Below are 26,891 nucleotides of genomic sequence, written 5' to 3' on the forward strand. Positions count from 1 at the left end.
AGGACATGTCCGTGACATCCGGGCAGCTCGCCACAGCAGCCGACCAGGGCAGACGGATCGGCGGAGGCCTGCTCGACCCCCAGCAGTTGATCCGATCCCTGCCGGACGCCGTACGCAAACTCAACCCCACCACCCTGTGGCGCAACCCGGTGATGCTGATCGTCGAGGTCGGCGCGGCCTTCACCACAGTCCTGGCGGTGCTCGACCCGTCGGTGTTCGCCTGGGCGATCACCGTCTGGCTCTGGCTGACAGTGGTCTTCGCCAACCTGGCCGAGGCAGTCGCCGAGGGTCGGGGCAAGGCCCAGGCCGCGACCCTGCGGCAGGCGAAGAAGGACACCATCGCCACCCGACTGATCGACTGGAAGCCGGGCGCGCGGGCCAACACCTACCGCGACGAGGCGGTGCCGGCGCCGGACCTGCGTCAGGGCGACGTCGTACTCGTCGAAGCCGGCGGCATCATCCCCGGCGACGGCGACATCGTCGAGGGCATCGCCAGCGTCGACGAGTCGGCCATCACCGGAGAGTCGGCACCGGTCATCAGGGAGTCCGGCGGCGACCGCAGCGCTGTCACCGGCGGCACCAAGGTGCTCTCCGACCAGATCATCGTCAAGATCACCCAGAAGCCGGGGGAGAGCTTCATCGACCGGATGATCGCCCTGGTCGAGGGGGCCAACCGGCAGAAGACACCGAACGAGATCGCGCTGAACATCCTGCTCGCCGCGCTCACCGTCATCTTCCTGCTGGCAGTGGTCACCCTCCAGCCCCTGGCCATCTTCTCCAAGGCGTACCAGGCTGCCGCACCGGACAGCGGGGCGATCACCGACTCCGGCGTCACCGGCGTGGTGCTGATCTCGCTGCTGGTGTGCCTGATCCCCACCACCATCGGCGCGCTGCTCTCCGCCATCGGCATCGCCGGCATGGACCGCCTCGTGCAGCGCAACGTGCTGGCCATGAGCGGCCGGGCCGTCGAGGCGGCCGGCGACGTCAACACCCTGCTGCTGGACAAGACCGGCACCATCACGTTGGGCAACCGGCAGGCAGCCGAGTTCGTACCGGTCGAGGGGGTCGACGCCGCGGCGCTCGCCGACGCCGCGCAGCTGTCCAGCCTGGCCGACGAGACCCCGGAGGGGCGCTCGGTGGTCGTCCTGGCGAAGAACGAGTTCGGGCTGCGCGAGCGCGAGCCCGGCGTGATGCCGCACGCCACCTTCGTACCGTTCACCGCGCAGACCCGGATGAGCGGCGTCGACCTCACCCCGGACGCCAGCGTCGACGGCGGCGCGGTCGGCACGGCCCGCCGGGTCCGCAAGGGCGCCGCCGCCGCGGTGATGAAGTGGGTACGGGAGAACGGCGGCCACCCGACCGAGCAGGTCGGCGAGATCGTGGACGCGATCAGTGGCACCGGCGGTACCCCGCTGGTGGTCGCCGAGCACGTCGACGGTGCGCCCGCCCGTGCGTTGGGCGTCATCCACCTCAAGGACGTGGTCAAGTCCGGCATGCGGGAGCGGTTCGACGAGATGCGCCGGATGGGCATCCGAACCGTGATGATCACCGGCGACAACCCGCGGACCGCGAAGGCGATCGCCGACGAGGCCGGGGTGGACGACTTCCTGGCCGAGGCGACGCCGGAGGACAAGCTCGCGCTGATCAAGCGGGAGCAGGAGGGTGGCCGGCTGGTCGCGATGACCGGTGACGGCACCAACGACGCGCCGGCGCTCGCGCAGGCCGACGTCGGGGTGGCGATGAACACCGGTACGTCGGCCGCGAAGGAGGCCGGCAACATGGTCGACCTCGACTCCGACCCGACGAAGCTGATCGAGATCGTGGAGATCGGCAAGCAGTTGCTGATCACCCGCGGCGCGCTGACCACCTTCAGCATCGCCAACGACATCGCGAAGTACTTCGCGATCATCCCGGCCATGTTCGCCGGCCTCTACCCGAGCCTGGACGCCCTGAACATCATGCGGCTGGCCAGCCCGGAGTCGGCGATCCTGTCCGCCGTCATCTTCAACGCCCTGGTGATCATCGCGCTGATCCCGCTCGCCCTGCGGGGCGTGCGGTACCGGCCGGCCGCCGCGTCGAAGCTGCTCAGCCGCAACCTGCTGGTCTACGGGCTGGGCGGCATCATCGTGCCGTTCATCGGGATCAAGCTCATCGACCTGCTCATCCAGTTCATCCCGGGGATTTCGTGATGCGCCTACCCACCTGGATCGCCCAACACCTCGCCGCGCTGCGCGCCGTACTCGTCTTCACGGTGCTGCTCGGCCTGGTCTACCCGCTGGCCCTGGTAGCTGTTGGTCAGTTGCCCGGCCTCAACCACAGGACCGACGGCTCGCTGATCACCTCGGGCGGGACGACTGTCGGCAGCGCGCTGATCGGCCAGTCCTTCACCGACGCGGACGGCAACCCCGTCGCCCGGTACTTCCAGTCCCGCCCCTCCGCCGCCGGTGACGGCTACGACCCGACGGCCACCTCGGCCAGCAACCTGGGCCCGGAGAGCGTTGTCGACACCCTTGCCACCGACCCGGAGGCATCCAGCGAGAGCCTGCTCACCCAGGTGTGCGGGCGCAGCAAGTCGGTCGGCGAGCTCAACGGTGTCGACGGCCGGCGCCCGTACTGCACCGACGACGGGGTGGGCGCTGTGCTCGCGGTGTTCCGCGCCGACGGTCTGACCGGTCCGGTCACCCGGGTGGTCAGCGTCAACCAGGCCGCCCCGACCACTCCCTTCGTCTCCGAGTACCAGGGTGTCGCGGTGGAGCCGGCCCAGCCCGGCGAGGACTACGTCGCCGCCGGTGGGGTGGTCACACCGATCCGGGGCGACGCGCCCGCCGACCCGGTGGTGCCCGCCGACGCGGTCACCGCCAGCGCCAGCGGCCTCGACCCGCAGATCAGCCCGGCGTACGCCGAACTACAGGTGAACCGGGTCGCGCGGGAGCGCGGCGTGGACCCGGCGGCGGTCCGCAAGCTGGTCGAGGAGCACACCGGCGGGCGAGGGCTCGGCTTCCTGGGCGCGCCCGGCGTCAACGTGCTGGAGCTCAACCTCGCGCTCGACAAGCAGTTCGCGGCACGCTGAGCACCTCGCGGGCGGGGCCGGGCCGACCGGCGCGGCCCCGCCCGCCGATCTGACCAGGGAGGATGGTCCCCGTGCCACGCGGAGAACTGCGCATCTATCTGGGGGCGGCCCCCGGCGTCGGCAAGACGTACGCCATGTTGGAGGAGGCCCAGCGGCGGGCCGCGCGCGGCACCGACGTGGTGATCGGCTTCGTGGAGACCCACGGCCGCCAGCACACCGCCGAGATGCTCGGCGACCTGGAGCAGGTGCCCCGCCGCACGATGACCTACCGGGGCGTCGAGTTCACCGAGATGGACCTGGACGAGGTGCTGGCCCGCCGGCCGCAGATCGCCGTGGTCGACGAGTTGGCGCACACCAACATTCCCGGCTCCCGGCACGACAAGCGCTGGCAGGACGTCCAGGAGCTGCTCGACGCGGGGATCGACGTGCTCTCCACTGTCAACGTGCAGCACCTGGAGTCGGTGAACGACGTCGTCGCGCAGATCACCGGCACCACCCAGCGGGAGACAGTGCCCGACGAGATCGTCCGCGCCGCCGAGCAGGTCGAGCTTGTCGACATGACCCCGGAGGCGCTGCGCCGGCGGATGGCGCACGGCAACATCTACCGACCCGACAAGATCGACGCCGCGTTGGGCAACTACTTCCGGGTCGGCAACCTCACCGCGCTGCGCGAGCTGGCGCTGCTCTGGCTGGCGGACAAGGTCGACGAGCAGCTCGACCGCTACCGCAGCCAGCAGGGGATCGCTGCCACCTGGGAGGCCCGGGAACGGGTGGTGGTAGCGCTGACCGGTGGCCCGGAGGGTGAGACGCTGATCCGTCGGGCTGCCCGGGTCGCGGCCCGCAGCAAGGGCGCCGACCTGCTCGCCGTGCACGTGGCCCGCAGCGACGGCCTGGCCGGCGCCGACCCGGCCCAGTTGGCCCGGCAACGAGTGCTGGTGGAGAGCCTGGGCGGCACGTACCACCAGGTGCTCGGCACCGACGTGCCGGCCGCGCTGCTGGACTTCGCCCAGGGCGTGAACGCCACCCAGCTGGTGCTCGGGGCCAGCCGGCGGGGTCGCCTCGCGCAGATCTTCGCCAGGGGTGTCGGGGTGACCACCACAGCGCTCTCCGGCTCGATCGACGTGCACCTGGTCACCCACAAGCAGGCCGGCAAGGGCCGCCGGGCGGCGGCGGTTCCGGCGGCGCTGTCCCGACGCCGCCGGCTGCTCGGCTTCGGCCTGGCGGTGCTGGGCATGCCGCTGCTCACAGTGCTGCTGAAGACACTGCCCGACCTGACGCTGACAAACGACATCCTGCTGTTCCTCGCCGGGGTCGTCGGGGTCGCGCTGGTTGGCGGGGTGTGGCCGGCCCTGGTCGCCGCGCTCGGCGGCTCGCTGCTGCTCAACTGGTTCTTCACCCCGCCCTTTCGCACGCTGACCATCGCCGAGGCGGACAACCTCCTCGCCCTGGCCGTCTTCGTCGGGGTGGCCCTCGCGGTGAGCTGGATCGTCGACGTGGCCGCCCGGCGTACCCGGGAGGCCGCGCGCGCCGCCGCCGACGCGCAGACCCTCGCCGCCGTCGCCGGTGGGGTGCTGCGCGGCGAACGACCCCTGCCCGCCCTGCTGGATCAGCTCCGGGAGACCTTCGGGCTGCGCGCGGTGAGCGTGCTGGAGCTGGCCGAGGAGGCTGGTGGACGGCCGGAGCGGGCCCGCGAGGAGCACGCCTGGTGTGTGGTGGCCAGCGTCGGCGAGCAGCCGGCCGGCACGCCCGACGGCGGCGAGACCGCGGTGCCGGTCGACGACCGGATCACCGTCGTGCTCAGCGGCCGACGACTGGAGGCCGCTGATCGGCGGATCGTCGAGGCGTTCGCCGCCCAGGCCGCCGTCGCGTTGCGCCAGGAACGGCTCGCCGAGGAGGCCGCCACCGCCCGGCCACTCGCCGCCGCGGACCGGATGCGCACCGCGCTGCTCGCGGCGGTCAGCCACGACCTGCGTACGCCGCTGGCGTCCGCGAAGGCGGCAGTGACCAGCCTGCGCAGCCACGACATCGAGTTCGACGAGTCCGACCGCGAGGAGTTGCTGGAGACCGCGGAGGAGTCGCTGGACCGGCTTGCCCGGCTGGTCGGCAACCTGCTGGACATGAGCCGGCTCCAGGCGGGCGTGCTGGGCATCTCGGCGACCGCGATCGGCCTGGAGGACGCCGTACCCCTGGCGCTTGACGAACTTGGCCCGGTGGCCGCGACGGTCGGCACCGACATCCCGGCCGACCTGCCGGCCGCCACCGCCGACCCGGGCCTGCTGGAACGGGTGCTGGTGAACATCGTCGCCAACGCGCTGCGGTACAGCCCGCCCGGCCAGCCGCCCACGATCACCGCCAGCGCCCACGCCGGTCAGGTCGAGCTGCGGGTGATCGACAGGGGGCCGGGAATCCCGGAGGACCGGTGGGAGCACGTCTTCCTGCCGTTCCAACGCCTCGGTGACCGGGACAACCAGACCGGCGTCGGTCTGGGTCTTGCCCTGTCCCGGGGGTTGGCCGAGGCGATGGGTGGCAGCATCACCCCGGAGACCACCCCCGGTGGTGGGCTCACCATGGTGCTGCGGTTGCCCGCCGCGCCGACCAGCTCGGAGGGGCCGCAGGAATGACGCGCATCCTGGTCGTCGACGACGAACCGCAGATCCTGCGCGCGCTGCGCATCAACCTGCGCGCCCGCCGCTACGACGTGGACGTCGCCGGCACCGGAGCCGCCGCGTTGAAGGCCGCCGCCAGCCACCCACCCGACCTGGTGGTGCTGGACCTCGGCCTGCCCGACATCGACGGCGTGGAGGTGATCCGGGGCCTGCGCGGGTGGACCACAGTGCCGATCATCGTGCTCTCCGGCCGAGCCGGCAGCGAGGACAAGGTCGCGGCGCTGGACGCTGGCGCGGACGACTACGTGACAAAGCCGTTCGGGGTGGAGGAGTTGCTGGCCCGCATCCGCGCGGTGACCCGCCGCCTCGGCACGCCCAGCGAAGCGGTGCCGGCCCTGCGGATCGGCCAGCACACAGTCGACCTGGCCGACCACAGCGTGCTGCGGGACGACGGCACCGAGGTCAAGCTGACCCCCACCCAGTGGAGCGTGCTGGAGAAGCTGCTGCGTCACCCCGGCAAGCTGGTCAGCCAACGTCAGCTCCTCCAGGACGTGTGGGGGCCGGAATACCAGAACGAGACCAACTACCTGCGGCAGTACCTGGCCCAGCTGCGGCGCAAACTGGAGGACGACCCGGCCCGCCCTCGCCACCTCATCACTGAACCGGGAATGGGCTACCGCTACCGCCCCTGACCCCGTTGACACCCGCCTGTGGACATTGAAGAATTTCTGTTAGCAGCGGCAGCGGCGTGCTTCTGTAACCGTCCCCTTCACCGGTTACCCCTCGGGAGCCCGCCGTGTCCGTGCCCCTGCCCCTGTCCCGTCGTCGGCTGCTGGTCGCCGGCGGTGCCGGCCTCGTCCTGGCCGGCCTCACCGACCCGTTCCGGGCCGCCCCCGCCCGAGCCGCCGTCACCACCGCCGACCTTGTCGTCTACGGCGCCACCTCCGGCGGGCTGGCCGCCGCTATCACCATGCGCCGGCTCGGGCGTACCGCAGTGGTGGTGGAGCCCACCGGCCACGTCGGCGGGTTGAGCACCGCCGGGCTGGGCGCCACCGACACCGGCGTCCAGGCGTCCATCGGCGGGCTGGCCGCCGAGTTCTACCGCCGGGTGTACGTGAAGTACCACGGCGGAACCCTCACCTCGACGTCACCGCTGCGGATGACCTTCGAACCGCACGTCGCCACCACCGTCTTCGCCGAGATGCTGGCCGAGGCGGGCGTCCCGGTGGTCGTCGACGCCCGGCTGGCCAGCCTGGGCCGGACCGGGAACCGGATCACCGAGCTGCGCACCGAGGACGGGTCGATCTACCGGGGCGGGGTGTTCGTCGACGCCACCTACGAGGGCGATCTGCTGGCAATGGCCGGGGTGGGGTTCACCGTCGGGCGGGAGTCCAACGACACCTACGGCGAGACGATCAACGGGGTGCAGTCGCGCAACACCCACCAGTTCGCCTACCCCGTCGACCCGTACGTGACGGCCGGTTCGCCCGCCAGCGGGCTGCTGCCGGGCATCTCCGCCGTTCCGCTCGCCCCGCAGGGCAGCGGCGACGACCGCATCCAGGCGTACTGCTTCCGGATGTGCCTGACCCAGGCGGCCAACCGGATCCCGTTCGGCAAGCCGTCCGGTTACGACCCGATCCGCTACGAGCTGCTGCTGCGGCACATCCAGGCCGGCTACGCGGGGCCGTACTTCACCACCCACTCGGTAGGCGGCGGAAAGACCGACTCCAACAACAACGGCGCCGTGTCGACCGACAACATCGGCTTCAACTACGCGTACCCGACGGCGAGCTGGGCGACGCGGGAGAGCATCATCGCCGAGCACCGCAGCTACCAGCAGGGGCTGATGTGGTTCCTGGCCAACGACAGCCGACTGCCGGCGTCGGTGCGCGACTCGACCGCCCGGTGGGGACTGCCGGTGGACGAGTTCACCGGCACGGGCGGCTGGCCACCGATGCTCTACATCCGCGAGGCCCGCCGGATGATCTCCGCGTACGTGATGACCGAGGCCGACTGTCGGGGCCGGGTACGCGCCACCGACTCGGTGGGCCTGGCCAGCTACACGATGGACTCGCACAACTGTCAGCGGGTGTTAGTCGACGGCAAGGTCCGCAACGAGGGGGACGTGCAGATCGGCGTGCCGGCGCCGTACCCGGTGAGCTACCGCGCGATAGTGCCGCACCAGGCGCAGTGCGCCAACCTGCTGGTGCCGGTCTGCCTCTCGGCGAGTCACATCGCGTACGGCTCGATCCGGATGGAACCCGTGTTCATGATCCTCGGGCAGGCTGCTGCCACCGCGGCGTCCCTGGCCCTCGCCGGGAACCTCGCCGTGCAGGCCGTCTCCGTGCCCGCCCTCCAGACCCGGCTGCGCCAGGACGGCGCGGTGCTGGAGTGGGGCAGCACCAGCGAGGTGATCCTGGACAACGCGGCGGCCAGCGGGATCACCCGGGCCGGGACGTGGCTGCGCAGCACCAGCACCGGTGGCTACTACGGCCCGGACTACGAGCACGACGGCAACGTCGGCAAGGGCGTCAACCGGCTGCGGTTCCGGCCGACACTGCCCGCCTCCGGGTCGTGGACGGTGCAGCTGCGCTGGACCGGGCACCCGAACCGGGCGACGAACGTGCCGGTGGACATCGCGTACTCCGGGGGGTTGGTCACCACGACGGTGGACCAGCGGCAGTCCGGCGGCCAGTGGGTGGCACTGGGCACCTACCCGTTCACGGCGGGCAGCGATGGCAGCGTGCTGATCCGTACCGAGGACACCGACGGGTACGTGGTCGCCGACGCGGTCCGCTTCGTCCGCGCCTGACCGGCGTCGGATCCGTGCCCGATCGACTTCTTGACGCCCCGTTCACGCGGCTGCCCGACGGGGGTGCCGACACGGCGAGTAACGTTCGGAACGGACCAAGATCGGCGTACGAGGAGGCACGGTGCTGACGACGACGGTGGACATCCCGACCAGTGACGGAGTGGCGGACGCGAGCCTGACCCGACCGGACGGCGACGGCCCGTTCCCGGCGGTGCTGCTCTTCATGGACGCCTTCGGGCCGCGCCCCCGCCTGGTCGAGATGGCCGAGCGGATCGCCGAACGCGGCTACCTGGTGCTGACGCCCCACCTGTTCTACCGGGCCGGTCGGGCACCCCTGTTCGACCTGTCCCGCCTCGGCGAGGCCGACCAGCGCGGCGCCCTCTTCGAGAAGATCATGCCGCTGGTCGGCGCGTTGACCCCCGACGTGATCAGCCGGGACACCGCCGCGTTCCTCGACTTCCTGGCCGCCCGCGACGACGTCCGACCGGGCCCGGTCGCCATCACCGGTTACTGCATGGGCGGCACGAACGCGCTGCGGGCCATCGAGGCGCACCCGGACCGCATCGCCGCGATCGCGAGCTTCCACGGCGGGCGGATCGTCACCGAGGCGCCGGACAGCCCACACCGGGGCGTCGCCTCGATCACCGGCGAGGTGTACTTCGGGCACGCCGACGCCGACCAGTCGATGACGCCCGAGCAGATCGCCACGCTGGAGAAGGCGCTCGACGCCGCCGGGGTGCGCTACCGCTCCGAGGTGTACACCGGGGCGCACCACGGCTACACCATGGCCGACACCCCGGCGTACGACGAGCAGGCCACCGAGCGGCACTGGGCCGCCCTGTTCGACCTCCTGGACCGCAATCTGCCAAAGAGTTGAGGGCTGGGGCGGGCTCAGTCCACCGGGACGCGGTACACCAATTCGTACCGCCCGCCCGGCAGGACGATGTCCGCCGTCTCGACCGGTACGTCCGCGGCGTAATACGTCCGCGTAACGCACGCCAAACGTGCAGAAGTGGCCGTCCCCGTCGTCACGACGTCGTGGTCTGGTGATCAAGTGATGAAAAGTAGGTCAAGAACGGCTCGGAGACCTGCTTTTCATCACCTGATCATGGGAAGCGGGGGCAACCTCGCCTCAGCGCAGCAGCACCGGGCCGGCGTCGATGCGGGTGCGGAACAGCGCGTACGGCTTGCGCCGCAGGTCCTTGCCGCGCTGGTACTGCGGCTGCCGGTGCAGTTGGTTGGCGGTGACGTAGAGGTACCCGTCGGTGGCCACCGACATGGTGTCCGGCCAGAGCAGTCGCGGGTCGTGGACCAGCGTCTCGTACTCGCCGTCGGGCAGTCGACGTAGCACAGCGTTGTGCTCGTACGAGGTGATGTAGAGCCGCCCGGCGTCGTCGCTCTCCAACCCGTCCGAGGCGGTGCCCCGGTCGCCCTCGTCGACAACCGTCGCGGCGACCGCCTCCTGGGTGACGCCCGGGTCGGCCAGCGCCTCGGTGGACACGCTGTAAAGGCGCCGGGACGCCAACGGGCAGTAGTAGAGCCGGGTGCCGTCGGCGGAGATGGCGATGCCGTCGGAGCCCATGCCCACCGGCCTCGGCGGTCCGTCGGCCGGTCGTTCCAGGAACGGTCGGCCCTCGACAATCGGACGGAACGACGTCAGCGGCTCCGCCTTGGTGGACGGGTGGTCGTGCAGCCGCCGCCAGGAGGCCCCGCTGGCCAGGTCCACCACGATGATCCCGTTCGGCCCGGCGAACGCGGAGTCGGTGATGTAGGCGACCCCCGCCTCGCCCCGCCGAAGGTCGAAGCGGACGTCGTTGAGGTACGTCGTCGGCAGCGCCACGTCCGCCGGGAAGGTGATCACCTGGGCGACGGTGTCGGTGTCCAGGTCGACCCGGACCAGCTTCGGGCCGCCCGGCTTGGTGGGTTGCAACATCGGGCTGCCGGTGTCCAGCACCCAGAGCCGGTCCGCCGGGTCCACCACGATGCTCTGCACCGAGACGAACGCGCCCGCGTCGTCGTCGCCGGACGGGTCGTTCCACGCCTGGTCGGGGTAGGGCATCTCCTGGCCGTCGCGCAGCTCGACGACTGTGGCCGGCACCTCGTCGCCCCACTTCGGGAAGTTGACGAAGATCCGGCCCCGGTGCGAGACGCTCACCCCGGTCGGCATCGGGCCGGTGAAGGTGTGCACCAGTTCCAGTTCGCCCATCGGCTCGTCGCCGACCGGCCCGTTCATGACGTCCGCTCCACGGTGCTCATCGGCTCGCTCCCTACCGGTCGACTGTTACGGCGCTTGTTCCCGCCCTGGCGTCCGGTATGCCTCCGATCAGCTCGCTGGCGCGGCGGCCCGGGCGGCGGGCAGTCCGGGCACCGGGACGTCCACCGCGAGCAGCGCGCCGTCCTGCGGGCCCGGCGAGTCCAGCCCCACCCGGGCGGTGCCGATGAAGAGTCGCCGCAGGTCGGGGCCGCCGAGGCAGATACCGGCCGGCTGCTTGGTCGGCAGCCGGATCTCCCGGTCGAGGGTGCCGTCCGGCCGGTAGCGGCGTACCGCCGAGCCGCCCCACAGCGCGATCCAGAGGTGGTCGGCCGCGTCGAGCGTCATGCCGTCCGGGCCGCCGTCGGCGGGGGACAGCCGCAGGAACGGCTCCCGCCCGCGCAGGGCCCCGGTGGCGGGGTCGACTGTGAACCGGTCGATCTGGCCGAGCGGGGTGTCGGCCAGGTACATGGTGGTGCCGGTCGCGTCGAACGCCGGCCCGTTCGGGATGGTCAGCCCGGTCACGGCGGGGACCGGCTCGGCGCCCGGTGTGAGGCGGAACAGCGTGCCTCCGCCGGGCACCATCGCGTACGTCATGCTGCCAGCCCAGAAGCGGCCGTGCGGGTCGGCGACCGCGTCGTTCATCCGGGTCGGCTCGGGTGCCTCGCCCACCAGGTCGGTGACCGGTCGGGGGTCGCCGGTGGCGGGCAGCACCGTGACGCCGGTCCCGGCGGCGGCCAGCCATTCACCGGGTCGGTCGGCCATCGGGGCGACCGCGCCGAGCGGCACGTCGAGGCGGCGCAGCTCCCGCAGCGGGCTCGGGGCGTCGCCGTCGGTCTCCAACAGTCGCCCGGCCAGCAGGTCGACCAGGACCAGCCGGTCGTCGACCCAACGCAGGCCCTCACCCAACTCCAGTCGGTCGGTGCTCCAGACGGTCGGCTCGGTCAGCTCCATGGTGTTCCTCCAAAGGATCGTCAGCGGACCGTACCGCCAGGGCCGTGGTCGAGCAGCGCCAGCTCGGTCCGGTCGGGCAGGCCCTCCCAGTCACCCCGGGTGGCGACCGCGAACGCGCCGGTGGTGACGGCCAGGTCCAGTCGGGCCGACGCGTCGAGGCCGTCGAGCCAGCCGGAGAGCAGCCCGGCGACGAACGCGTCGCCAGCGCCGACGGTGTCCACCACCGGCACCGTCCGGGCTGGACGGTGGATGACGCCGGCCGCGCTGTGGCTGGTCGCGCCGTCTCCGCCGTGCTTGACCACTACCTCGGTGACGCCGGCCGAGAGTAGCGCCGTGGCCGGGTCGGTGGCGTCGGTCAGCACCGCCAACTCGTCGTCGGAGGCGATCACCAGGTCGATCGAGGGCAGCAGTGGGCGCAGCGCGGCGGCGGCCTCGGCGACCGACCAGAGCCGGTTGCGGTGGTTGACGTCAAGGCAGATCGTGCTGCCGGCCGCGCGGGCACGCCGCACGGCTTCCACCACCGCCTGGTACGGCTCGACGCCGAGCGCGCAGGTGATGCCGGTGACGTGCAGCAGCCGGGGTGGTGGCCCGGGCGCGTCGAAGGCAGGTGTCACGTCGGTCGGGCCCAGCCGGGAGCCGGCCGACCCGGCACGGTGGTAGGTGACCCGGTTGATGTCGGCGACCCGGTTCTCGAAGAGGATCAGGCCGGTGGGGGCGGTCGCGTCGACCCGGGACCAGGTCAGGTCGACACCCTCCGCGCGCAGCGTACGGCGGACCAGTTCGCCGGGCTCGTCGGCGCCGGTGACGCCGACCCAGGCGGCCCGGTGGCCGAGCCGGGCCACGCCGATCGCCACATTCGACTCGGATCCGGCGACGGAGATGCTGGCGGTGCCGCCCAGTCGCAGCGGGCCGGTGGTGCGGAACGCCGCCATCGTCTCGCCGAGCGTGAGCAGGTCGGTCATTGCCGGACCGCCGCGAGGAAGGCGGCGGCGCGCTCCCGCAGCGCCACCTGGTCGCCGCCACGGACGGCGTCGCCGAGCAGCGGGGAACCGACGCCGACAGCGACCGCTCCCCGTGCCAGGTAGCGTCGCGCACCGTCCGCGTCGACCCCACCGACCGGCACGAACGCGGTACCGGGGAACGGGTCGCGCAGGGCGCCGAGGTAGTCGGGCCCGCCGAACGAGGCAGGGAAGAGCTTGATCGCGGCGGCCCCGCCGTCGGTGGCCTGCACCACCTCGGTGGGGGTGAGGGCACCGGCGAGCACCGGCAGGCCGAGCCGGCCGCCCTCGGCGAGGCTCGCCGCGATGGCCGGCGTGACCAGGAAGCCGGCCCCCGCATCGGCCGCCGCGCGGGCGTCCTCGGCGCTGAGCACGGTGCCGGCGCCCAGGGCGTAGCCGGGTCCGAGGGCGGCCCGGGCGCGTCGGATGACGCCGAGCGCGTCGGTGCTGGTCAGCGAGACCTCGACCAGGGCGACGCCGCTCTCGGCCAGTGTGAGCACGGCGGTCAGCGCGGCGGCCGGGTCCGGGCCGCGCACGATGGCCAACAGCCGGTGGGTACGCAGCTCGTCGAGCAGGTTCATCACGGTGTCCTCAGTGGTTGCGGTGGGCGGAGATGGTGAGTCGCCAGGTGACCTCTCCGGTGGGCGGGACGACCGCCGCGTCGGAGGGGCCGGCGTCGGCCAGGTCGAAGGCGCTGCCGAGCATCGGTTCGACACCGATGCTGCGGTAGGGGCAGTCGGCCGGCCAGCCGCCCAGGTTGCGCCAGAGCGCGGTGCTGCGGGGCTGGCCGGCGCACTCCAGCTCCATGGTCAGACGGTCGGCTCCGTCGATCACCTGCACCCGGTCGCAGTCGAGCAGCACCGCGCCGAGCGCGGTCCCGTCGTCCGGGCCGAAGGTGTCCAGCGTCAGCCCGGCGGGAGCGGGCCACGGCCCGGTCAGCCACGGGCTACCGGTGGGCCAGACGCCCGGCGGCAGGAGTGCGGCGGCCTCCGGATGCAGCCGGGTGGGCGTGCCGGCGGGGGCGTCGAGATGAGCCTCGGGGGAGAGGCCGAGCAGGGCGTGTGCGGCCCACACGAAACGGTAACCGGGGTCGGCGGCCAGCCGATAGTCGGCAACCACCACGCCACCGTCGTCGGTGATCCGCCGGCTCAGCGTGAACGTCGGCCGCTCGATGACCAAGGTTTCAGGGCCGCCGCTGCGCCACTGCCGCGACCACACCTCGCCGTGGTCGGGCTCGCCGCGCACTGTGGGCAGGCACTCCTCCAGCCCACCGGCGTCGACGAACGCGTCGTCGGGGCGTACCTCGTGCCGGCCGGGTTCCGGGCCACGCCACAGCCACTCCCGGCCGCCGCCGCGCACACTCGTCCACCGACCGCCGTGCGCCGCGTCGTACGCCACCCGCAGGGCCACCGGCCGCGCGTCGGTCACCACTCGGCGAAGGACCCGTCGGCGTGCTGCCAGACCGGGTTGCGCCAGGCGTGGGGCGTCTGGGCGGCCTTGCGGACCGCCGCCTCGTCGACGGTGATGCCCAGGCCGGGCCGGTCGAGGCGGGCGATGTGCCCGTCCACGAACCGGAACGGCTCCGGGTCGACCAGGTAGTCGAGCAATTCCGAGCCGGCGTTGTAGTGGATGCCGATGCTCTGCTCCTGGATCAGGAAGTTCGGCGTCGCGAAGGCCACCTGGAGACTGGCCGCCAGGGAGATCGGGCCGAGCGGGCAGTGCGGGGCGAGCAGCGCGCCGTACGTCTCGGCCAGCGCGGCGATCCGGCGGACCTCGGAGATCCCACCGGCGTGCGACAGGTCCGGTTGGACCACTGCGACCCCGGCCCGCAACGGGGCGAGGAACTCGGACCGACCGTAGAGCCGTTCGCCGGTGGCCACCGGGATCGGCGTGCTGGCGACGATGTCGCGCAGGTGGTGAGCCTGATCGGGCAGGACCGGCTCCTCCACGAAGAACGGGCGCAGGGCGGCCAGCTCGGGCAGGATCCGGCGGACGGCGGCCAGTCCGGCGCGACCGTGGAAGTCCACAGCGATGTCCCGGTCGGGGCCGAGCACCTCGCGGGCGGCTGCCACCCGGCCGATGACCGCGTCCACCTCGGCCGAGGTGGGGATCGGCGAGAGTCGCCCGCAGGCGTTCATCTTGATCCCGGTGAGGCCGGCGGCTACCTGCGCTGCGGCGGCGTCGGCCACCTCGCCGGGTTCGTCCCCGCCGACCCACGAGTAGATCCGTACCCGGTCGCGCACGTGCCCGCCGAGCAGCGCGTGCACCGGCGCGCCGTACGCCTGCCCGGCGATGTCCCAGAGCGCCTGGTCGAGGCCGGCGACAGCGCTGGAGAGGATCGGGCCGCCCCGGTAGAAGCCGCCCTTGGTGAGCACCTGCCAGTGCTGCTCGATGCGCAGGGGGTCCGCACCGATCAGGTGTTCGGAGAGCACCTCGACCGCGCTGCGCACCACCTCGGCGCGGCCCTCGACCACCGGCTCGCCCCACCCGACCAGCCCGTCGTCGGTCTCCACCCGGCAGAACAACCACCGTGGCGCGACCAGGAAGGTCTCGATCCGCTCGATCTTCACTGACTGCCCCTTCGTCCCCGTACCTTCTCGACGTCGCGGACGGCCTTGTCCAGCAACTGACGCATCGCGGTCTCGGCCGCCGTCTCGTCCCGGTCGCGCAGCGCGTCGACCACGGCGCGGTGGCTGGGCACCGGGTCGTCGTGCGGGGTGCCACCGTGCACCAGCCGGTCCCGTTCGGCGAGCCCGGTCTCCATCACCACCTCCATCCGTTCCAGCAGCTCGTTGTGGGTGGCGGTGAGCAGCGCGCGGTGGAAGGCGAGGTCGGCGGCGATGGCGGCGGCGGGATCACCGTTGGCCCGGGCCATCTCGGCCAGCGCCCGGTCGAGGGCGGTCAGGTCGTCCTCTGTGGCGCGGGTGGCGGCCAGCCGTGCGGCGGCCGGCTCGATGATGGCGCGCACCTCGTGCAGTTGGTCGAGCAGCCGCTGGTCGGTGCCCTCGGCGAACTGCCAGCGGATCACGTCACCGTCGAGCAGGTTCCAGTCCGCACGGGGTCGGACGAAGGTGCCGCGCTTCTGTCGGGCGTCGACGATGCCCTTGGCCGAGAGGACCTTCAGCGCCTCGCGGAGCGCGGTGAGGCTGACGTCGAACTCCTCCTGCAACGCGACGATGTTCAGCGTCGCGCCGGCGGCGATCTCACCGGTGAGGATGCGACGGGCGATCGCTTCGACTGTCTGCCCGTGGACGCCGCGGCGTGCGTACTGTGCCAATGCTCCTGGCCTTTTCGCTGGTCGGTATCGATCTCTCTCAGGCCGAGGCTTTCACCGCTGTCCAGCCACCGTCCACCACGAGGCTCGCGCCGGTGATGTAGGCGGCGTCCGGCGAGGCGAGGAAGGCGACGGTGGAGGCCACCTCGTCCGGTGTGCCGAAGCGCTTCGCGACGGTCTCCGCGATGCTTCGCTGGCGGTCCTCTTCGGACACGTCGGCCCAGGCGGCGGTGAGAATCGGCCCGGGCAGCACCGTGTTGACCCGGACCTGCGGGCCGTACTCGACGGCGAGTTGGCGGCCGAGCGCGAGCAGGCCGCCCTTGGCCGCCGCGTACGCGGGTCGGCCGGGCAACCCGACCAGCGCGTGCACCGAGGAGATCAGCACCACCGCGCCGGAGCGTGCCCGCAGGTCGTCCAGGCAGGCGCGGACGCCGAGGAAGGAGCCGGTGAGGCTGACGCCGAGCTGTTGGTCCCAGGACTGCCGGCTGGTCTCGTGCGCCGGGGCGACCCGCACGGCGTACGCGGTGCTGACCAGGATGTCGACCGGGCCGAGGTGGTCCCGTACGGCGTTCACGGCGGCCGTCCAGTCGGCTTCGTCGCTGACATCGCCCACTACGGACAGTGCGCGGTCGCCCCGCGCTGTCAGTTCCTCGGCCAGCGGGGCCGGGTCGGTCACGTCGAGTAGCGCAACCGCTGCCCCCTCGGCGGCGAGTCGCCGGGCGATGGCCGTGCCGATCCCACCCATCGCACCAGTGACCAGCGCGTTCTTGCCCTCAAGCCGACGCATAAGCTGATCCACCTGACCCTCGCCTTGGTCTCGTCTAATCATTAATTACGAAGATATCTTGACAGCCGGCGACGGCCGATGCAACCTTCTCGTCACAGCATTCACATGGACGACACATCGCGTGGTGACGCTGAGTGTCGTAAAGGAAGGGATACCTCCGTGAGCGACTTCGACCCCGGTCGCCGGCGATTCCTTGGCCACCTTGGGCTCGCCGGCCTGGGCGCGCTCGGCGCCAGCTCGTTCCTCAGCGCGTGCGCCAGCTCCGCCAGCGGGCCGACCACGAGCAACGGCTCGGGCGCTGTCACCATCCAGTCCAACCTCTCCTCGCCGCAGGCCAAGGCGGCGATGGAGAAGCTGATCGAGACCTTCAACGCGCAGGGCAAGGGCACGGCGAGCCTCAACACGATCGCCTCGGAGACCTTCCGGACCCAGTTGCCGACGTACCTGACCTCGGCCAACCCGCCGGACCTCTACACCTGGTACGCGGGCTCGGTCGCCAACGACTACGCCAGCAAGAACCTGCTGCTGGACGTCTCCGAGGTGTGGAAGTCACTGGACGACTACCCCCAGTCGCTGCGCACCCTCTCCACCGACGCCAGCGGCAAGCAGATCTTCGTGCCGATGAACAACTACTGGTGGGGCTTCTTCTACCGCAAGTCCAACTTCGCCAAGTGGGGCGTGCAGGAGCCGAAGACCTGGACCGAGTTCCTGGCGCTGTGCGAGACGTTGAAGAGCAAGGGCGTCCCGCCGATCGGCATCGGCCTCGGCGACACCCCGTGGGTGGCCTCGGCCTGGTTCGATTACCTGAACATCCGGATCAACGGCGCGCCGTTCCACCGCGAGTTGCTCGCCGGCAAGCAGCGCTTCGACGACCCGAAGGTCAAGGCGGTCTTCACCCGCTGGCGCGAGGCCCTGCCCTACTTCGACCCCAAGGGCAAGGCGTACCCGTTCCAGGAGGCGACCACAGCGCTGCTGGCCGGCAAGACCGGCATGTTCCTGATCGGCACGTTCTTCGCCGACGCCGCACCCAAGGACGCGCTCGGCGACCTTGACTTCTTCCGGTTCCCGATCATCGACCCGGCGGTGCCCCTGGCCGAGGAGGCACCTACCGACGGCTTCTTCGCCAGCGCGAAGACCGCCAACCCGACCGGCACCAAGGCCCTGCTCAGCTACCTCTCCGGGGTCGAGGCCCAGGAGGCGTACGTCAAGGCCAGCTCCGGCATCGTGCTGCCGGCCAACCCGAAGGCCAAGGCGTCCGACTCGCCGCTGGTGGTCAAGGGCAAGGCGATGCTGGACGAGGCCAAGGAGCTGACCCAGTTCTTCAACCGCGACTCCAGCGACGCGCTCCAGCCGACGGCGGACACCGCGCTGACCAAGTTCATCGACAAGCCGGACCAGATCGACGCGATCCTGCGGGAGTGGCAGGCCGGCGCCGAGAAGGTCTTCAAGGGCTGACGTGACAGCAACGATCTCCACGACTTCGGTCACCCCCACCCGGCGGCGGCGACGGTCGGCTCGACTGTCGCCGCTGCTGGTGGCGTTCGTCCTGGTGCCGTTCGCGGTCGAGAGCGTCTGGGTGTTCTGGCCGGCGCTCCAGGGCTTCTGGTTCTCCGTCACCCGGTGGGACGGGATGACACCGCCGACCTTCGTCGGCACCGACAACTACGTCGAGCTGGCCGGTGACGCCACCTTCCGGGGTGCGCTGATCAACACGGTGATCTGGCTGGTGCTCTTCGGCGGCCTTTCCGTGCTGGGTGGCTTCGGGATGGCGCTCGTCCTGCAGAAGGAGCGGCGCTTTGTCGGCTTCTACCGGGCCGCGCTGTTCACCCCTGTGGTGTTCTCGCTGGTGGTGACCGCGCTGGTCTGGCGGGTCTTCTACCAGCCCGACGGCATCGCCGACACGCTGCTGCGGGCGGTCGGCCTGGAGCACCTGATCCGGCCCTGGCTCGCCGACCCGCAGACCGCCCTGTACGCGGTGATCCTGCCCGCCCTGTGGCGGCAGATCGGCTACGTGATGGTGCTGTTCCTGGCCGGGCTGAAGGCGATCGACCCGGCGCTGCACGAGGCGGCCCGGATGGACGGCGCCAACGCCTGGCAGCGATTACGACACGTCACGATTCCCCAGCTCAAGGGGGTCAACGCCGTGGTGCTGTCGGTCATCGTGATCGATTCGCTGCGCTCGTTCGACATCGTCTGGTCGCTGACCAAGGGTGGGCCGTACCACTCGTCGGAGCTGCTCAGCACCTACATGTACTCGACAGCGTTCCAGAGCCTGCGGCTGGGCTACGCCTCAGCGATCGCCGTCGTGATCTTCGTGCTCGCGCTGGCTGTCATCCTCGGCTACCTGGTCCGCGCGTTCCGGGAGGAAGCGTGATGAACAAGCTCCGTACCGGGGCCTTCCACACCGGCATGATCCTGCTCTCGCTGCTCTGGCTGGGCCCGGTGCTCTGGGTGGTGGTGATGTCCACCCGGTCGTTCGACGACATCGCCGCGCACGGCGTGGGCAGCCTGCCCCGGTCCTTCACACTGGACACCTACCGGCAGGCGTGGACCGACGGCGGCGAGCTGCGCGCGCTGATCAACAGCATGCTGGTCACCGTCCCGTCGGTGGCGCTGAGCCTGGGGTTGGCCGCGATGGCCGCGTTCGCGCTGAGTCGCTTCCGGATCCCCGGGCGGCGCACGATCCTGCTGCTGATGCTCGCCGGCAATCTGCTGCCACCGCAGATCCTGCTCATCCCGGTGGCCAAGTTCAGCGAGCTGACCGGCCTGTACGACACGCTCTGGGCGTTGATCGCGGTGCAGGTCGGCTTCGGGCTCGGCTTCTACACGTTCGTCCTGCACGGCTTCATGCGGGACCTGCCGGGCGAGATCCAGGAGGCGGCCACCATCGACGGCGCCGGCACCGCGCAGATCTTCACCAGGGTGATGCTGCCGCTGACCCGACCCGCGCTGGCAGCTCTCGGGGCGCTCTCCTTCACCTGGATCTTCAACGACCTGCTCTGGGCGATCACCGTGCTGCGTACCGATGACAACATGCCGGTCACCCCGGCGCTGCTCGCCCTCCAGGGCCAGTTCGTCTCGTCCTGGAACGTCATCGCCGCCGGTACTGTCATCGCGGCGGTGCCCACCGTCGCGGTGTTCCTCCGCTTCCAGCGGCACTTCGTCTCCGGCCTGGCGCTCGGAGCGGTCAAGTGACCGCCGAGGCCCGGCAGCGCTGGACGCTGCGCGGCGCGCACACCGAGTACACCGTCACGGTGCCGGCGCACGGCCGTTGGCTGGAGCTTGTCGCGTGGGGGCCGCACGGCGTATCCGACGGGCCCTCGCCGGTCGCCTACGACGGCCCGGTCCCGTTCCTCACCGCCGGGGACGCGGCTCCCATCGAGTACGCGACCGACGCCGACCGCCCGTTCGCCGGCGCCGACCTGGTGATCGAGACCGTGAACGGGCAGCGCCGGGTGGGTTTCGTGCACACCGACGCGCGGTTCGACGCCGACCAGCGGGAGCTGGCTGTCGAGTTCGCCGACGCGGTGACCGGGCTGCGCGCCACAGTGCACTACCGGGTGCCGGTCGGCACCGACGTGGTGCAGCGGTGGGTCGAGCTGGCCAACGACGGCACCGACGCGCTGCGGGTCGTCCGGGCCGGCTCGGGCGGGTTCTGCGTACCGACGCCGCACGGCGCGCTGCTCAGCCACCAGTGGGGGCAGTGGGCGCAGGAATTCCAGCTCTCCCACGTCGAGCTGGGCCACGGCACGTTCAGCATCGGCAGCTCCCAGGGCGTACCCGGGCACCTGCACGTGCCCTGGCTGGCCGTGCGCGACACCGCCGAGCCGGCCGGTCCGGCGTGGGGGATGGCGCTGGCCTGGACCGGCTCCTGGGAGATGAGCGCCGAGCGGGACACCGGCGGCCTGACCCGGGTCCGGGTCGGCCGTCAACTGGTCGACGGCCCGCTGGAGTTGGCCGTCGGGGAGCGGTTGACACTGCCGGTGGCCACCGGGGCGTACAGCCCGGACGGCCTGGACGGGCTGGCCCGGGTCTGGCACACCCACCAGCGGTTGCTGGCCGCCGACCGGCTCAGCCCTCGCCCGGTGCTCTACAACTCCTGGGAGGCGACCTACTTCGCCGTCGAGGCGCAGAGTCAGCTCGCGCTCGCCCGGATCGCCGCCGAGTTGGGCGTGGAGACGTTCGTGGTGGACGACGGCTGGTTCGTCGGCCGCGACGACGACACCGCCGGGCTGGGCGACTGGACGCCCGACCCGGCGAAGTTCCCGGCCGGGTTCGACACCTTCATCGCCGACGTCCGCGCCCTCGGGCTGAACTTCGGGCTCTGGGTCGAGCCGGAGTGCGTCAACCCGAAGTCCTCCCTGTACGCCGAGCACCCGGACTGGGTCTACTCCGTCGACGGCCGACCGCTCACTCCGGTCCGTAACCAGTACCTGCTCGACCTGGGCCGGCCGGAGGTCGCCGAGTTCGTCCACTCGACAGTCGACGGCCTGCTGCGCCGGTACGACATCGACTACCTGAAGTGGGACTTCAACAGGCCCCGTACCGAGCCGGGTCGGTCCGGCGGGTTGGGCCCGCTCGACCTGGACGGCGCGCACGTCGCCAACCTGCACCGGATCTACGAGCGGTTGCGCCGGGACCATCCCGGTGTGCTGATCGAGGCGTGCGCCGGCGGGGGCGCGCGGACCGACCTGGCGATGGCCGCCCGCGCCGACGTCTTCTGGCCCAGCGACAACACCGGCCCGCTGGACCGCCTCGCCATCCAGTACGGCTTCCTGCACGCCAACGCCCCGCACCTGCTCAGCTCCTGGGTCACCGACGCGCCCGGCCTGTTCGACAGCCGCCCCCGATCGCTGGCGTTCCGATTCGTCCTGGCGATGGCCGGTGTGCTCGGCATCGGCGCCGACATCAGGGCGTGGACCCCGGTCGAGCGGGCCGAGGCGGCCGGCTGGATCGCCCGCTACAAGGAGATCCGGGACGTCGTCACGCGCGGCGAGGTGCACCTGATCGGTGGCCCCGACCAGGCCCGCTGTGCGGTGCAGTACACCGCGCCGGACGAGAACCAGGTGGTGGTGCTGGCCTGGCACACCGGCCGGCTCGACGGCGCCGGGCTGCTTCCGTCCCGCCCGGTCCGGTTGCCGCTGCGCGGCCTCGACCCGGCGGCCCGTTACTCGCACGGCGATCAGCACTACTCCGGCAGCCACCTCGCCACTGTCGGCCTGCCGGTGCAGTGGAGCGCTACCCACGACGCCGACCTCATGGTGCTGACCCGCTGCTGAGTTCGGAGCACCACCACCCCCACCCCCGAGGGACAGGAGTACCTCCATGCGCCTGAACCGACAGCTGACCGCTGCCCTGGCCGTGCTCGGCCTGGGCCTGGCCAGCCCGATGCCGGCGATGGCCGGCCCACCCCACGCCGACCCGCCGCAGGCCGGCCACGGGCCCGGCCGCCCCGGTCACGCCCCGGCGGCCACCGGCGCCGAGGACCAGGGCGCGCCGACCTTCTTCAACAGCGGCCTCGCCCCGACGCCCTACCAGGGTTGGAACACCTACTTCGGTCTCGGTGGTGACCCCACCGAGGCCGAAGTGCGGTCGGTCACCGATCACATGGTCCACAGTGGCCTCCGGGACGCCGGCTACACCTACGTGTGGATCGACGGCAACTGGGCAGCACCCACCCCGCGCAACGAGGCCGGCCAGCTCGTCGCCGACCCGGCCCGCTTCCCCGGCGGAATGGCGGCGCTGGCCGCGTACATCCACAGCAAGGGGATGAAGGCCGGCATCTACACCGACGCCGGCCCCTACCTGCCGGGGCAGTGCGGCCTCGGCAGCAACGGCCACTACCGGGCAGACATCGCCCAGTTCGCCGGCTGGGGCTTCGACGCGCTGAAGGCCGACTGGCTGTGCGGCCGGGCCGCCGGCCTCGACCCGGAGAGCACCTTCCGGGAGCTGGCCGAGGCGGTACGCCAGTCGCCCCGACCGATGCTGCTCAACATCTGCAACCCGGTCAGCTCGGACTGGGGCGGCGGCCCGTACACCCCGGAGCAGCTCTCCACCTGGAGCTACACGTACGCGCCCACCATCGCCGACTCCTGGCGGACGTACACGGACGTGGGGCTCACCGACCCGTCCCCGCAGTGGGCGTACCAGTGGGTGCTGCGCAACATGGACGTCAACGCGTACCACCCGGCGGCCACCGGGCCGGGGCACTACAACGACCCGGACTACCTGCTGCCGATGCGCCCGCTGCCCGACGGTGGGTACGAGTTGAGCCTGGACGAGTCCAAGACGCAGCTCGGCATGTGGGCCATCATGGCCGCTCCGCTGGTGATCGGCTCCGACCCGCGTGGCCTGCCGAAGGAAATGATCTCGGCGCTGACCAACCCGGAGATCATCGCGGTGGACCAGGACCCGTTGGTCCGGCAGGGCATCAAGGTCGCCGACACCGGCACCGACGCGCAGGTCTGGAGCAAGGTGCTCACCGGCTCCGGAAAGCGGGCGGTCGCGCTGCTCAACCGGCACGACACCGCCCAGCAGATCACTGTGAACTTCGCCGACGTCGCCCTCGGCGGGTCGGTTCGGGTCCGTGACCTGTGGGCCCGCGCCAACGTGGACGCCCAGCCGGGCAGCCCGGGTGTTCAGCCGTTCACCGGCTCGTACACCGTCGAGGTGCCGGCGCACGGGGTGGCCATGCTCGGCCTGACCGGCACCGACCAGGTCGCCGGCGCCGACCTCGGCGGCACCGCCAGCGCCAGCCCGGCGCTGGTCCGGGTGGACGACACCCACGCCACCGCCTTCGTGCGCGACGCTTCCGGCGCGCTGGCCGTCAACACCCGCACCGGTACGACGTGGGGCACGCACTGGACCTCGCTCGGCGGCCCGGTCGGCGGTCGGATCCTCGGCCAGCCGGCGGCGTACGGCTCCGCCGACGGGCGGCTCGACGTCTTCGTCCGCGGCACCGACGACGCCGCCTGGCAGCGCAGTTACGTGGCCGGCAGCTGGGGACCGTGGCGCAGCCTCGGTGGCACGCTGACCGACGCGCCCACAGTGGCCTGGACCAACCCGACGCAGTGGACGCTCGTCGCCCGCGGTGCCGACGGCAAGCTCTGGTCGCGTACGCCGACCGCCGGCTGGACCGGCGTCGGGGCCCCGGAGAACCGGCCGTTCTACGGTCGGCCGAGCGCCGTCGTCGACGACGCCGGCGTGCTGCACGTGGCCGTCCGCAGCCGCACCGACGAGGTGTGGTGGAGCAGCCGGACCGGCACCACCTGGTCAGCCTGGACCAACCTGGGCGGCACCACCAGCGGCAGCCCGACCCTGCTCGCCACCTCCGGCCGGGTCTACCTGTTCGCGCTGGCCGCCGACAACCGGCTCTGGCAGCGCAACCTGGCCGACGGCGCCTGGGGCGGCTGGTTCCGACGCGGTGAGTTCGCCACCGACGCGTTCCGGGGTGCGCCCGGAGCCGCCGCCGGTGCCAACGGCAGCGCCTGGCTGGCGGTACGCGGTGTCGACAACCGGGTACACCAGGTCACCCTCTGATGCACTGTGGCGGGCCGTCGACAGACGGCCCGCCACCCCGCCAGCCTGGCTCAGGCCGGCACGAGTGCCCGGCATCGGCGTAGGGCGGCCTGGGCCAGCGGCGCGTCCCGGCCCGCGATCCCGGCCTCCAGCTCGGCCACCGCTCCCGCGGCCCGCCCCGGATCACCGGCTGCGGCTTCCGCCTCGGCCAGCACCAACACCGCGTCGGCGGCCCACGCCAGGATGCCCTTTCCGCGGACGACTGACAGCGCCTCCGCCGCGTGCCGGACCGCCTCGTCCGGTCGCCCGGCCACCATCAGTCGGGCCAGCGCCGAGAGTGCCTGCACCAGCGGCCAGATCGCGCCCACCCGCCGGGCGTCGGCGACCACCTCGCGCAGCGCCCGCTCGGCCGACTCCACAGCGTCGCGGCCTCTGTTGCTGTCTTCACGTCCGGCGCATCCGTCGGCGCGGCTGACGGGGCTGCCGTGTTCCCCGGTGCTGCCAGCTCGTTGGGCGGTGGCGGTGAGCGCCAGCACTGTCGCCAGTTCGGCCCGCGCGTCCAGCAGGGTGACCGGCATCCGCTCAGCGCTGGCGACCAACCGGCTGAGCCGCTCGGCGAGCCCGTCCAGCCGGCCGGCGGCCCGGTCCAGCGACAGCTCGGTCGCCTCCACCAGGGACGCCAGCCGCTCGTACCCGGTCTCGTCGACCAGCGCCCGACCGGCCGCCAGCAACGCTTCGGCCTGCTCCGGGTGACCGGCGTGCAGCGCGCCCTGCGCCCAGTTCAGGCAGGCTCGCGCATGCTCGCGGGGCCGGTCGGCCAGTTCGGCGGACGCCCGTAGCTCGGAGATGATTGCCCAGGCCGCGGGGTCGCCCAGCTCCAGCAACAGCGAGGCGCGGGCGATGCGAACCGCGAGGTCCGCCGCCGGATCCCCGCTGGCCGCTGCGGCGGTCTCCGCCTCGGCGCAGCGGGCCAGGTGGTCGTCGACGTGCCGGTCGACGACCGTGTCAGGGGCCGCCAGCACCGCGAGCGCCTGGGCCTTGCGGCGCGGCGCGCGCAGGTACGGCACGGCACGCTCGATCTCGGTGTACCCGCGCAGCGCCTCGCCCTGCTGTCGCAGCATCCGTCCGAGCACCAGACCCAGCTCACCGCGGGCGCCTGGCGGCAGCCGTCGGTCGGCGAGCAGCCGTTCCAGCACCGGGATCGCCTCGGCCTGGCTGAGCCCGTCGATGGCCGACCGGCCCAACTTGGCGGCGAGCCGAACCCGTACCGGTCGGGGCAGTTCGGCGATGTCCATCGTCTGGAGCAGGAAGCTTGCCGCTGTCGCGTCGTCGCCGCGCTCGGTGGCCAGGTCGGCTGCCGCCTCGGCGTTGCGGACGAAGTCGGCCCCGCTGCCGGCCCGGCGGTAGTGGTGCGCCAGTTGGGCCACCGGCCTCGGCAACTCCTGTTCCAACACCCGCGCCACCCGCAGGTGCAGCCACTCCCGGCTCTCCCGGGGCACCAGGTCGTACACCACCTGGCGGGCCAGGTCGTGCCGGAACCGCAGGCCGTCACCGGCGTCGTGCAGCAGGCCCGCCCGGTGCGCGGCGGTCAACGCCGCGCCGATCGCCACCCGGTCCAGGCTGAGCACCGAGGCGAGGATGCGCTGATCGGGCGTCATCCCCAGTACGGCAGTCGCGCCGAGCACCTCCCGGGTGGCCTCGTCGAGCGGGCGCAGCCGCCAGAGCAGCACGTCACGCAGGACGAACGGAACACTGTCGTCGGCCAACGGGTCGCCGCCGCGCTCGGCGAGCGTCCGCAGCACCTCCTCGACCACGAACGGGATGCCGGCGGTGCGGTCGAGCAGGGTGGCGGTGAGCTGCTGCGGCGGATCATCGAGGCGCAGGGTGCGGGCCGCCAGCTTGCGTACGTCGTCGGCGTCCAGCGGGCCGAGCGCAACGCGCGTGACGCTCCACGGGGGAGTCCGCGCCAGGGCGTCGTGGATCGGCGTACTGCTTCCCGGCGTCGCCGTGCGCGCTGTCAGCACCACTGACAGCCCTTCCACCGGGTGGGTGCTCAGGTAGGCGAGGAGTTCGCAGGTCGCCGGGTCCGCCCAGTGCAGGTCCTCCAGCAACAGCGTGGCCGGACTCAGCGCGGCGAGCACCGCCGCGACGGCGCGGAGCAGGCGATGTCGCTCGGCCGCCGGGTCGGTCAACGGGGGCGGCGCGTCAGGTAGCACGTCGGCCAGTTCGGGCAGCAGCGGCGCGAGAGCGCCGGCCACCGGGCTGAGCGGACCGAGTCGGTCGGCACCGCCCCGGATCGCGTCCAGCAGCACGCCGAGTGGGAAGGGCTCGGGCACGTCGTCGCACTCGCCGATGAGGTGCCGCCCGGGGAGTTCGGCGAGCAGTTCGGCGACGAGCCGACTCTTGCCGATCCCGGGCTCACCCTCCAGCAGGATCAGGCAGGGCGGCGTGGCGACGATCCGGCGGAGCTGGGCCAGCTCCGCCGCCCGGCCGACGAACTCGACGGGCCCGCGCAGACGCTCGGGGCGGACGGGAGTTGGGCTCCCGCCGCCCCGTGTCTTGTCCTCGCCGCCGTCGATCACCGTGGGCCGAGCAGATCATCTCTGCGCGGCGCGACGGCG

The 26,891-nt window shown here is 72.1% G+C and carries 20 protein-coding genes; 11 read left to right on the forward strand and 9 right to left on the reverse strand.

Annotated features, from left to right (window positions below):
- Positions 1–5: 5 nt before the first annotated feature.
- From kdpB to AB0K35_RS29205, 6 genes are all read left to right on the forward strand, one after another.
- Positions 6–2,189 carry a potassium-transporting ATPase subunit KdpB gene (gene kdpB, locus AB0K35_RS29180; protein WP_238671307.1) on the forward strand — a complete coding sequence of 728 codons (2,184 nt, stop codon included), beginning with the start codon at positions 6–8 and terminating at the stop codon, positions 2,187–2,189.
- Complete coding sequence (locus AB0K35_RS29185) at positions 2,189–3,070, forward strand: potassium-transporting ATPase subunit C (protein ID WP_363889454.1); 882 nt, start codon at positions 2,189–2,191, stop codon at positions 3,068–3,070. The genes kdpB and AB0K35_RS29185 overlap by 1 nt, the downstream gene beginning before the upstream one ends.
- A 71-nt stretch (positions 3,071–3,141) precedes the next feature.
- Positions 3,142–5,691 carry a DUF4118 domain-containing protein gene (locus tag AB0K35_RS29190; protein WP_363889457.1) on the forward strand — a complete coding sequence of 850 codons (2,550 nt, stop codon included), beginning with the start codon at positions 3,142–3,144 and terminating at the stop codon, positions 5,689–5,691.
- The gene (locus AB0K35_RS29195; protein ID WP_363889459.1) at positions 5,688–6,368 is read left to right on the forward strand and encodes a response regulator; all 681 of its coding nucleotides are present in this window, start codon (positions 5,688–5,690) and stop codon (positions 6,366–6,368) included. Before AB0K35_RS29190 ends, AB0K35_RS29195 begins: the two co-directional genes overlap by 4 nt.
- Positions 6,369–6,472: 104 nt before the next feature.
- Positions 6,473–8,488 carry an FAD-dependent oxidoreductase gene (locus AB0K35_RS29200; protein WP_363889461.1) on the forward strand — a complete coding sequence of 672 codons (2,016 nt, stop codon included), beginning with the start codon at positions 6,473–6,475 and terminating at the stop codon, positions 8,486–8,488.
- 121 nt (positions 8,489–8,609) lie between these two features.
- Positions 8,610–9,365: a dienelactone hydrolase family protein gene (locus AB0K35_RS29205; RefSeq protein WP_363889464.1), complete on the forward strand. Its 756-nt coding sequence runs from the start codon at positions 8,610–8,612 to the stop codon at positions 9,363–9,365.
- Between the two features lie 255 nt (positions 9,366–9,620).
- Here the strand turns inward: AB0K35_RS29205 and AB0K35_RS29210 are convergent, their stop codons facing one another.
- The 8 genes from AB0K35_RS29210 to AB0K35_RS29245 form a co-directional block, all read right to left on the reverse strand.
- Positions 9,621–10,721: an L-dopachrome tautomerase-related protein gene (locus AB0K35_RS29210; RefSeq protein ID WP_363889466.1), complete on the reverse strand. Its 1,101-nt coding sequence runs from the start codon at positions 10,719–10,721 to the stop codon at positions 9,621–9,623.
- Positions 10,722–10,811: 90 nt separating this feature from the next.
- Complete coding sequence (locus AB0K35_RS29215; RefSeq protein ID WP_363889468.1) at positions 10,812–11,693, reverse strand: SMP-30/gluconolactonase/LRE family protein; 882 nt, start codon at positions 11,691–11,693, stop codon at positions 10,812–10,814.
- 20 nt (positions 11,694–11,713) lie between these two features.
- Entirely contained in the window at positions 11,714–12,655 is a 942-nt protein-coding gene (locus AB0K35_RS29220; protein ID WP_363889471.1) for a sugar kinase, read from the reverse strand.
- Positions 12,652–13,272: a bifunctional 4-hydroxy-2-oxoglutarate aldolase/2-dehydro-3-deoxy-phosphogluconate aldolase gene (locus AB0K35_RS29225; protein ID WP_363889473.1), complete on the reverse strand. Its 621-nt coding sequence runs from the start codon at positions 13,270–13,272 to the stop codon at positions 12,652–12,654. The genes AB0K35_RS29220 and AB0K35_RS29225 overlap by 4 nt, the downstream gene beginning before the upstream one ends.
- A 10-nt stretch (positions 13,273–13,282) precedes the next feature.
- The gene (locus AB0K35_RS29230) at positions 13,283–14,119 is read right to left on the reverse strand and encodes a hypothetical protein (protein ID WP_363889475.1); all 837 of its coding nucleotides are present in this window, start codon (positions 14,117–14,119) and stop codon (positions 13,283–13,285) included.
- Complete coding sequence (dgoD, locus tag AB0K35_RS29235; RefSeq protein ID WP_363889477.1) at positions 14,116–15,261, reverse strand: galactonate dehydratase; 1,146 nt, start codon at positions 15,259–15,261, stop codon at positions 14,116–14,118. Before dgoD ends, AB0K35_RS29230 begins: the two co-directional genes overlap by 4 nt.
- On the reverse strand, positions 15,258–15,968 hold the full coding sequence (locus AB0K35_RS29240; protein WP_238671296.1) for an FCD domain-containing protein: 711 nt from the start codon (positions 15,966–15,968) through the stop codon (positions 15,258–15,260). Before AB0K35_RS29240 ends, dgoD begins: the two co-directional genes overlap by 4 nt.
- 37 nt (positions 15,969–16,005) lie before the next feature.
- The gene (locus AB0K35_RS29245; RefSeq protein WP_363889480.1) at positions 16,006–16,764 is read right to left on the reverse strand and encodes an SDR family oxidoreductase; all 759 of its coding nucleotides are present in this window, start codon (positions 16,762–16,764) and stop codon (positions 16,006–16,008) included.
- Positions 16,765–16,911: 147 nt separating this feature from the next.
- Between AB0K35_RS29245 and AB0K35_RS29250 the strand changes: the two genes are divergently transcribed.
- The 5 genes from AB0K35_RS29250 to AB0K35_RS29270 are packed head-to-tail and all read left to right on the forward strand — an operon-like array spanning position 16,912 to position 24,291.
- A complete protein-coding gene (locus AB0K35_RS29250; RefSeq protein ID WP_238671294.1) occupies positions 16,912–18,207 on the forward strand; it encodes an extracellular solute-binding protein in 1,296 nt (431 codons plus the stop codon).
- 1 nt (position 18,208) lies between these two features.
- Positions 18,209–19,126, forward strand: a complete 918-nt coding sequence (locus AB0K35_RS29255; RefSeq protein WP_238671293.1) for a sugar ABC transporter permease — start codon at positions 18,209–18,211, stop codon at positions 19,124–19,126.
- Positions 19,126–19,947: a carbohydrate ABC transporter permease gene (locus tag AB0K35_RS29260; protein ID WP_112581751.1), complete on the forward strand. Its 822-nt coding sequence runs from the start codon at positions 19,126–19,128 to the stop codon at positions 19,945–19,947. Before AB0K35_RS29255 ends, AB0K35_RS29260 begins: the two co-directional genes overlap by 1 nt.
- Positions 19,944–22,031, forward strand: coding sequence for an alpha-galactosidase (locus AB0K35_RS29265; protein WP_363889482.1), 2,088 nt, complete (start codon positions 19,944–19,946; stop codon positions 22,029–22,031). The genes AB0K35_RS29260 and AB0K35_RS29265 overlap by 4 nt, the downstream gene beginning before the upstream one ends.
- Before the next feature lie 46 nt (positions 22,032–22,077).
- Entirely contained in the window at positions 22,078–24,291 is a 2,214-nt protein-coding gene (locus tag AB0K35_RS29270; RefSeq protein WP_363889484.1) for a glycoside hydrolase family 27 protein, read from the forward strand.
- Between the two features lie 50 nt (positions 24,292–24,341).
- Here AB0K35_RS29270 and AB0K35_RS29275 read toward each other — a convergent pair whose 3' ends face one another.
- Positions 24,342–26,852, reverse strand: a complete 2,511-nt coding sequence (locus tag AB0K35_RS29275; protein WP_363889486.1) for an AAA family ATPase — start codon at positions 26,850–26,852, stop codon at positions 24,342–24,344.
- Positions 26,853–26,891 lie beyond the last annotated feature (39 nt).

The organism is Micromonospora sp. NPDC053740, from assembly GCF_040677775.1.
Classification (GTDB): Bacteria; Actinomycetota; Actinomycetes; order Mycobacteriales; family Micromonosporaceae; genus Micromonospora; species Micromonospora alfalfae.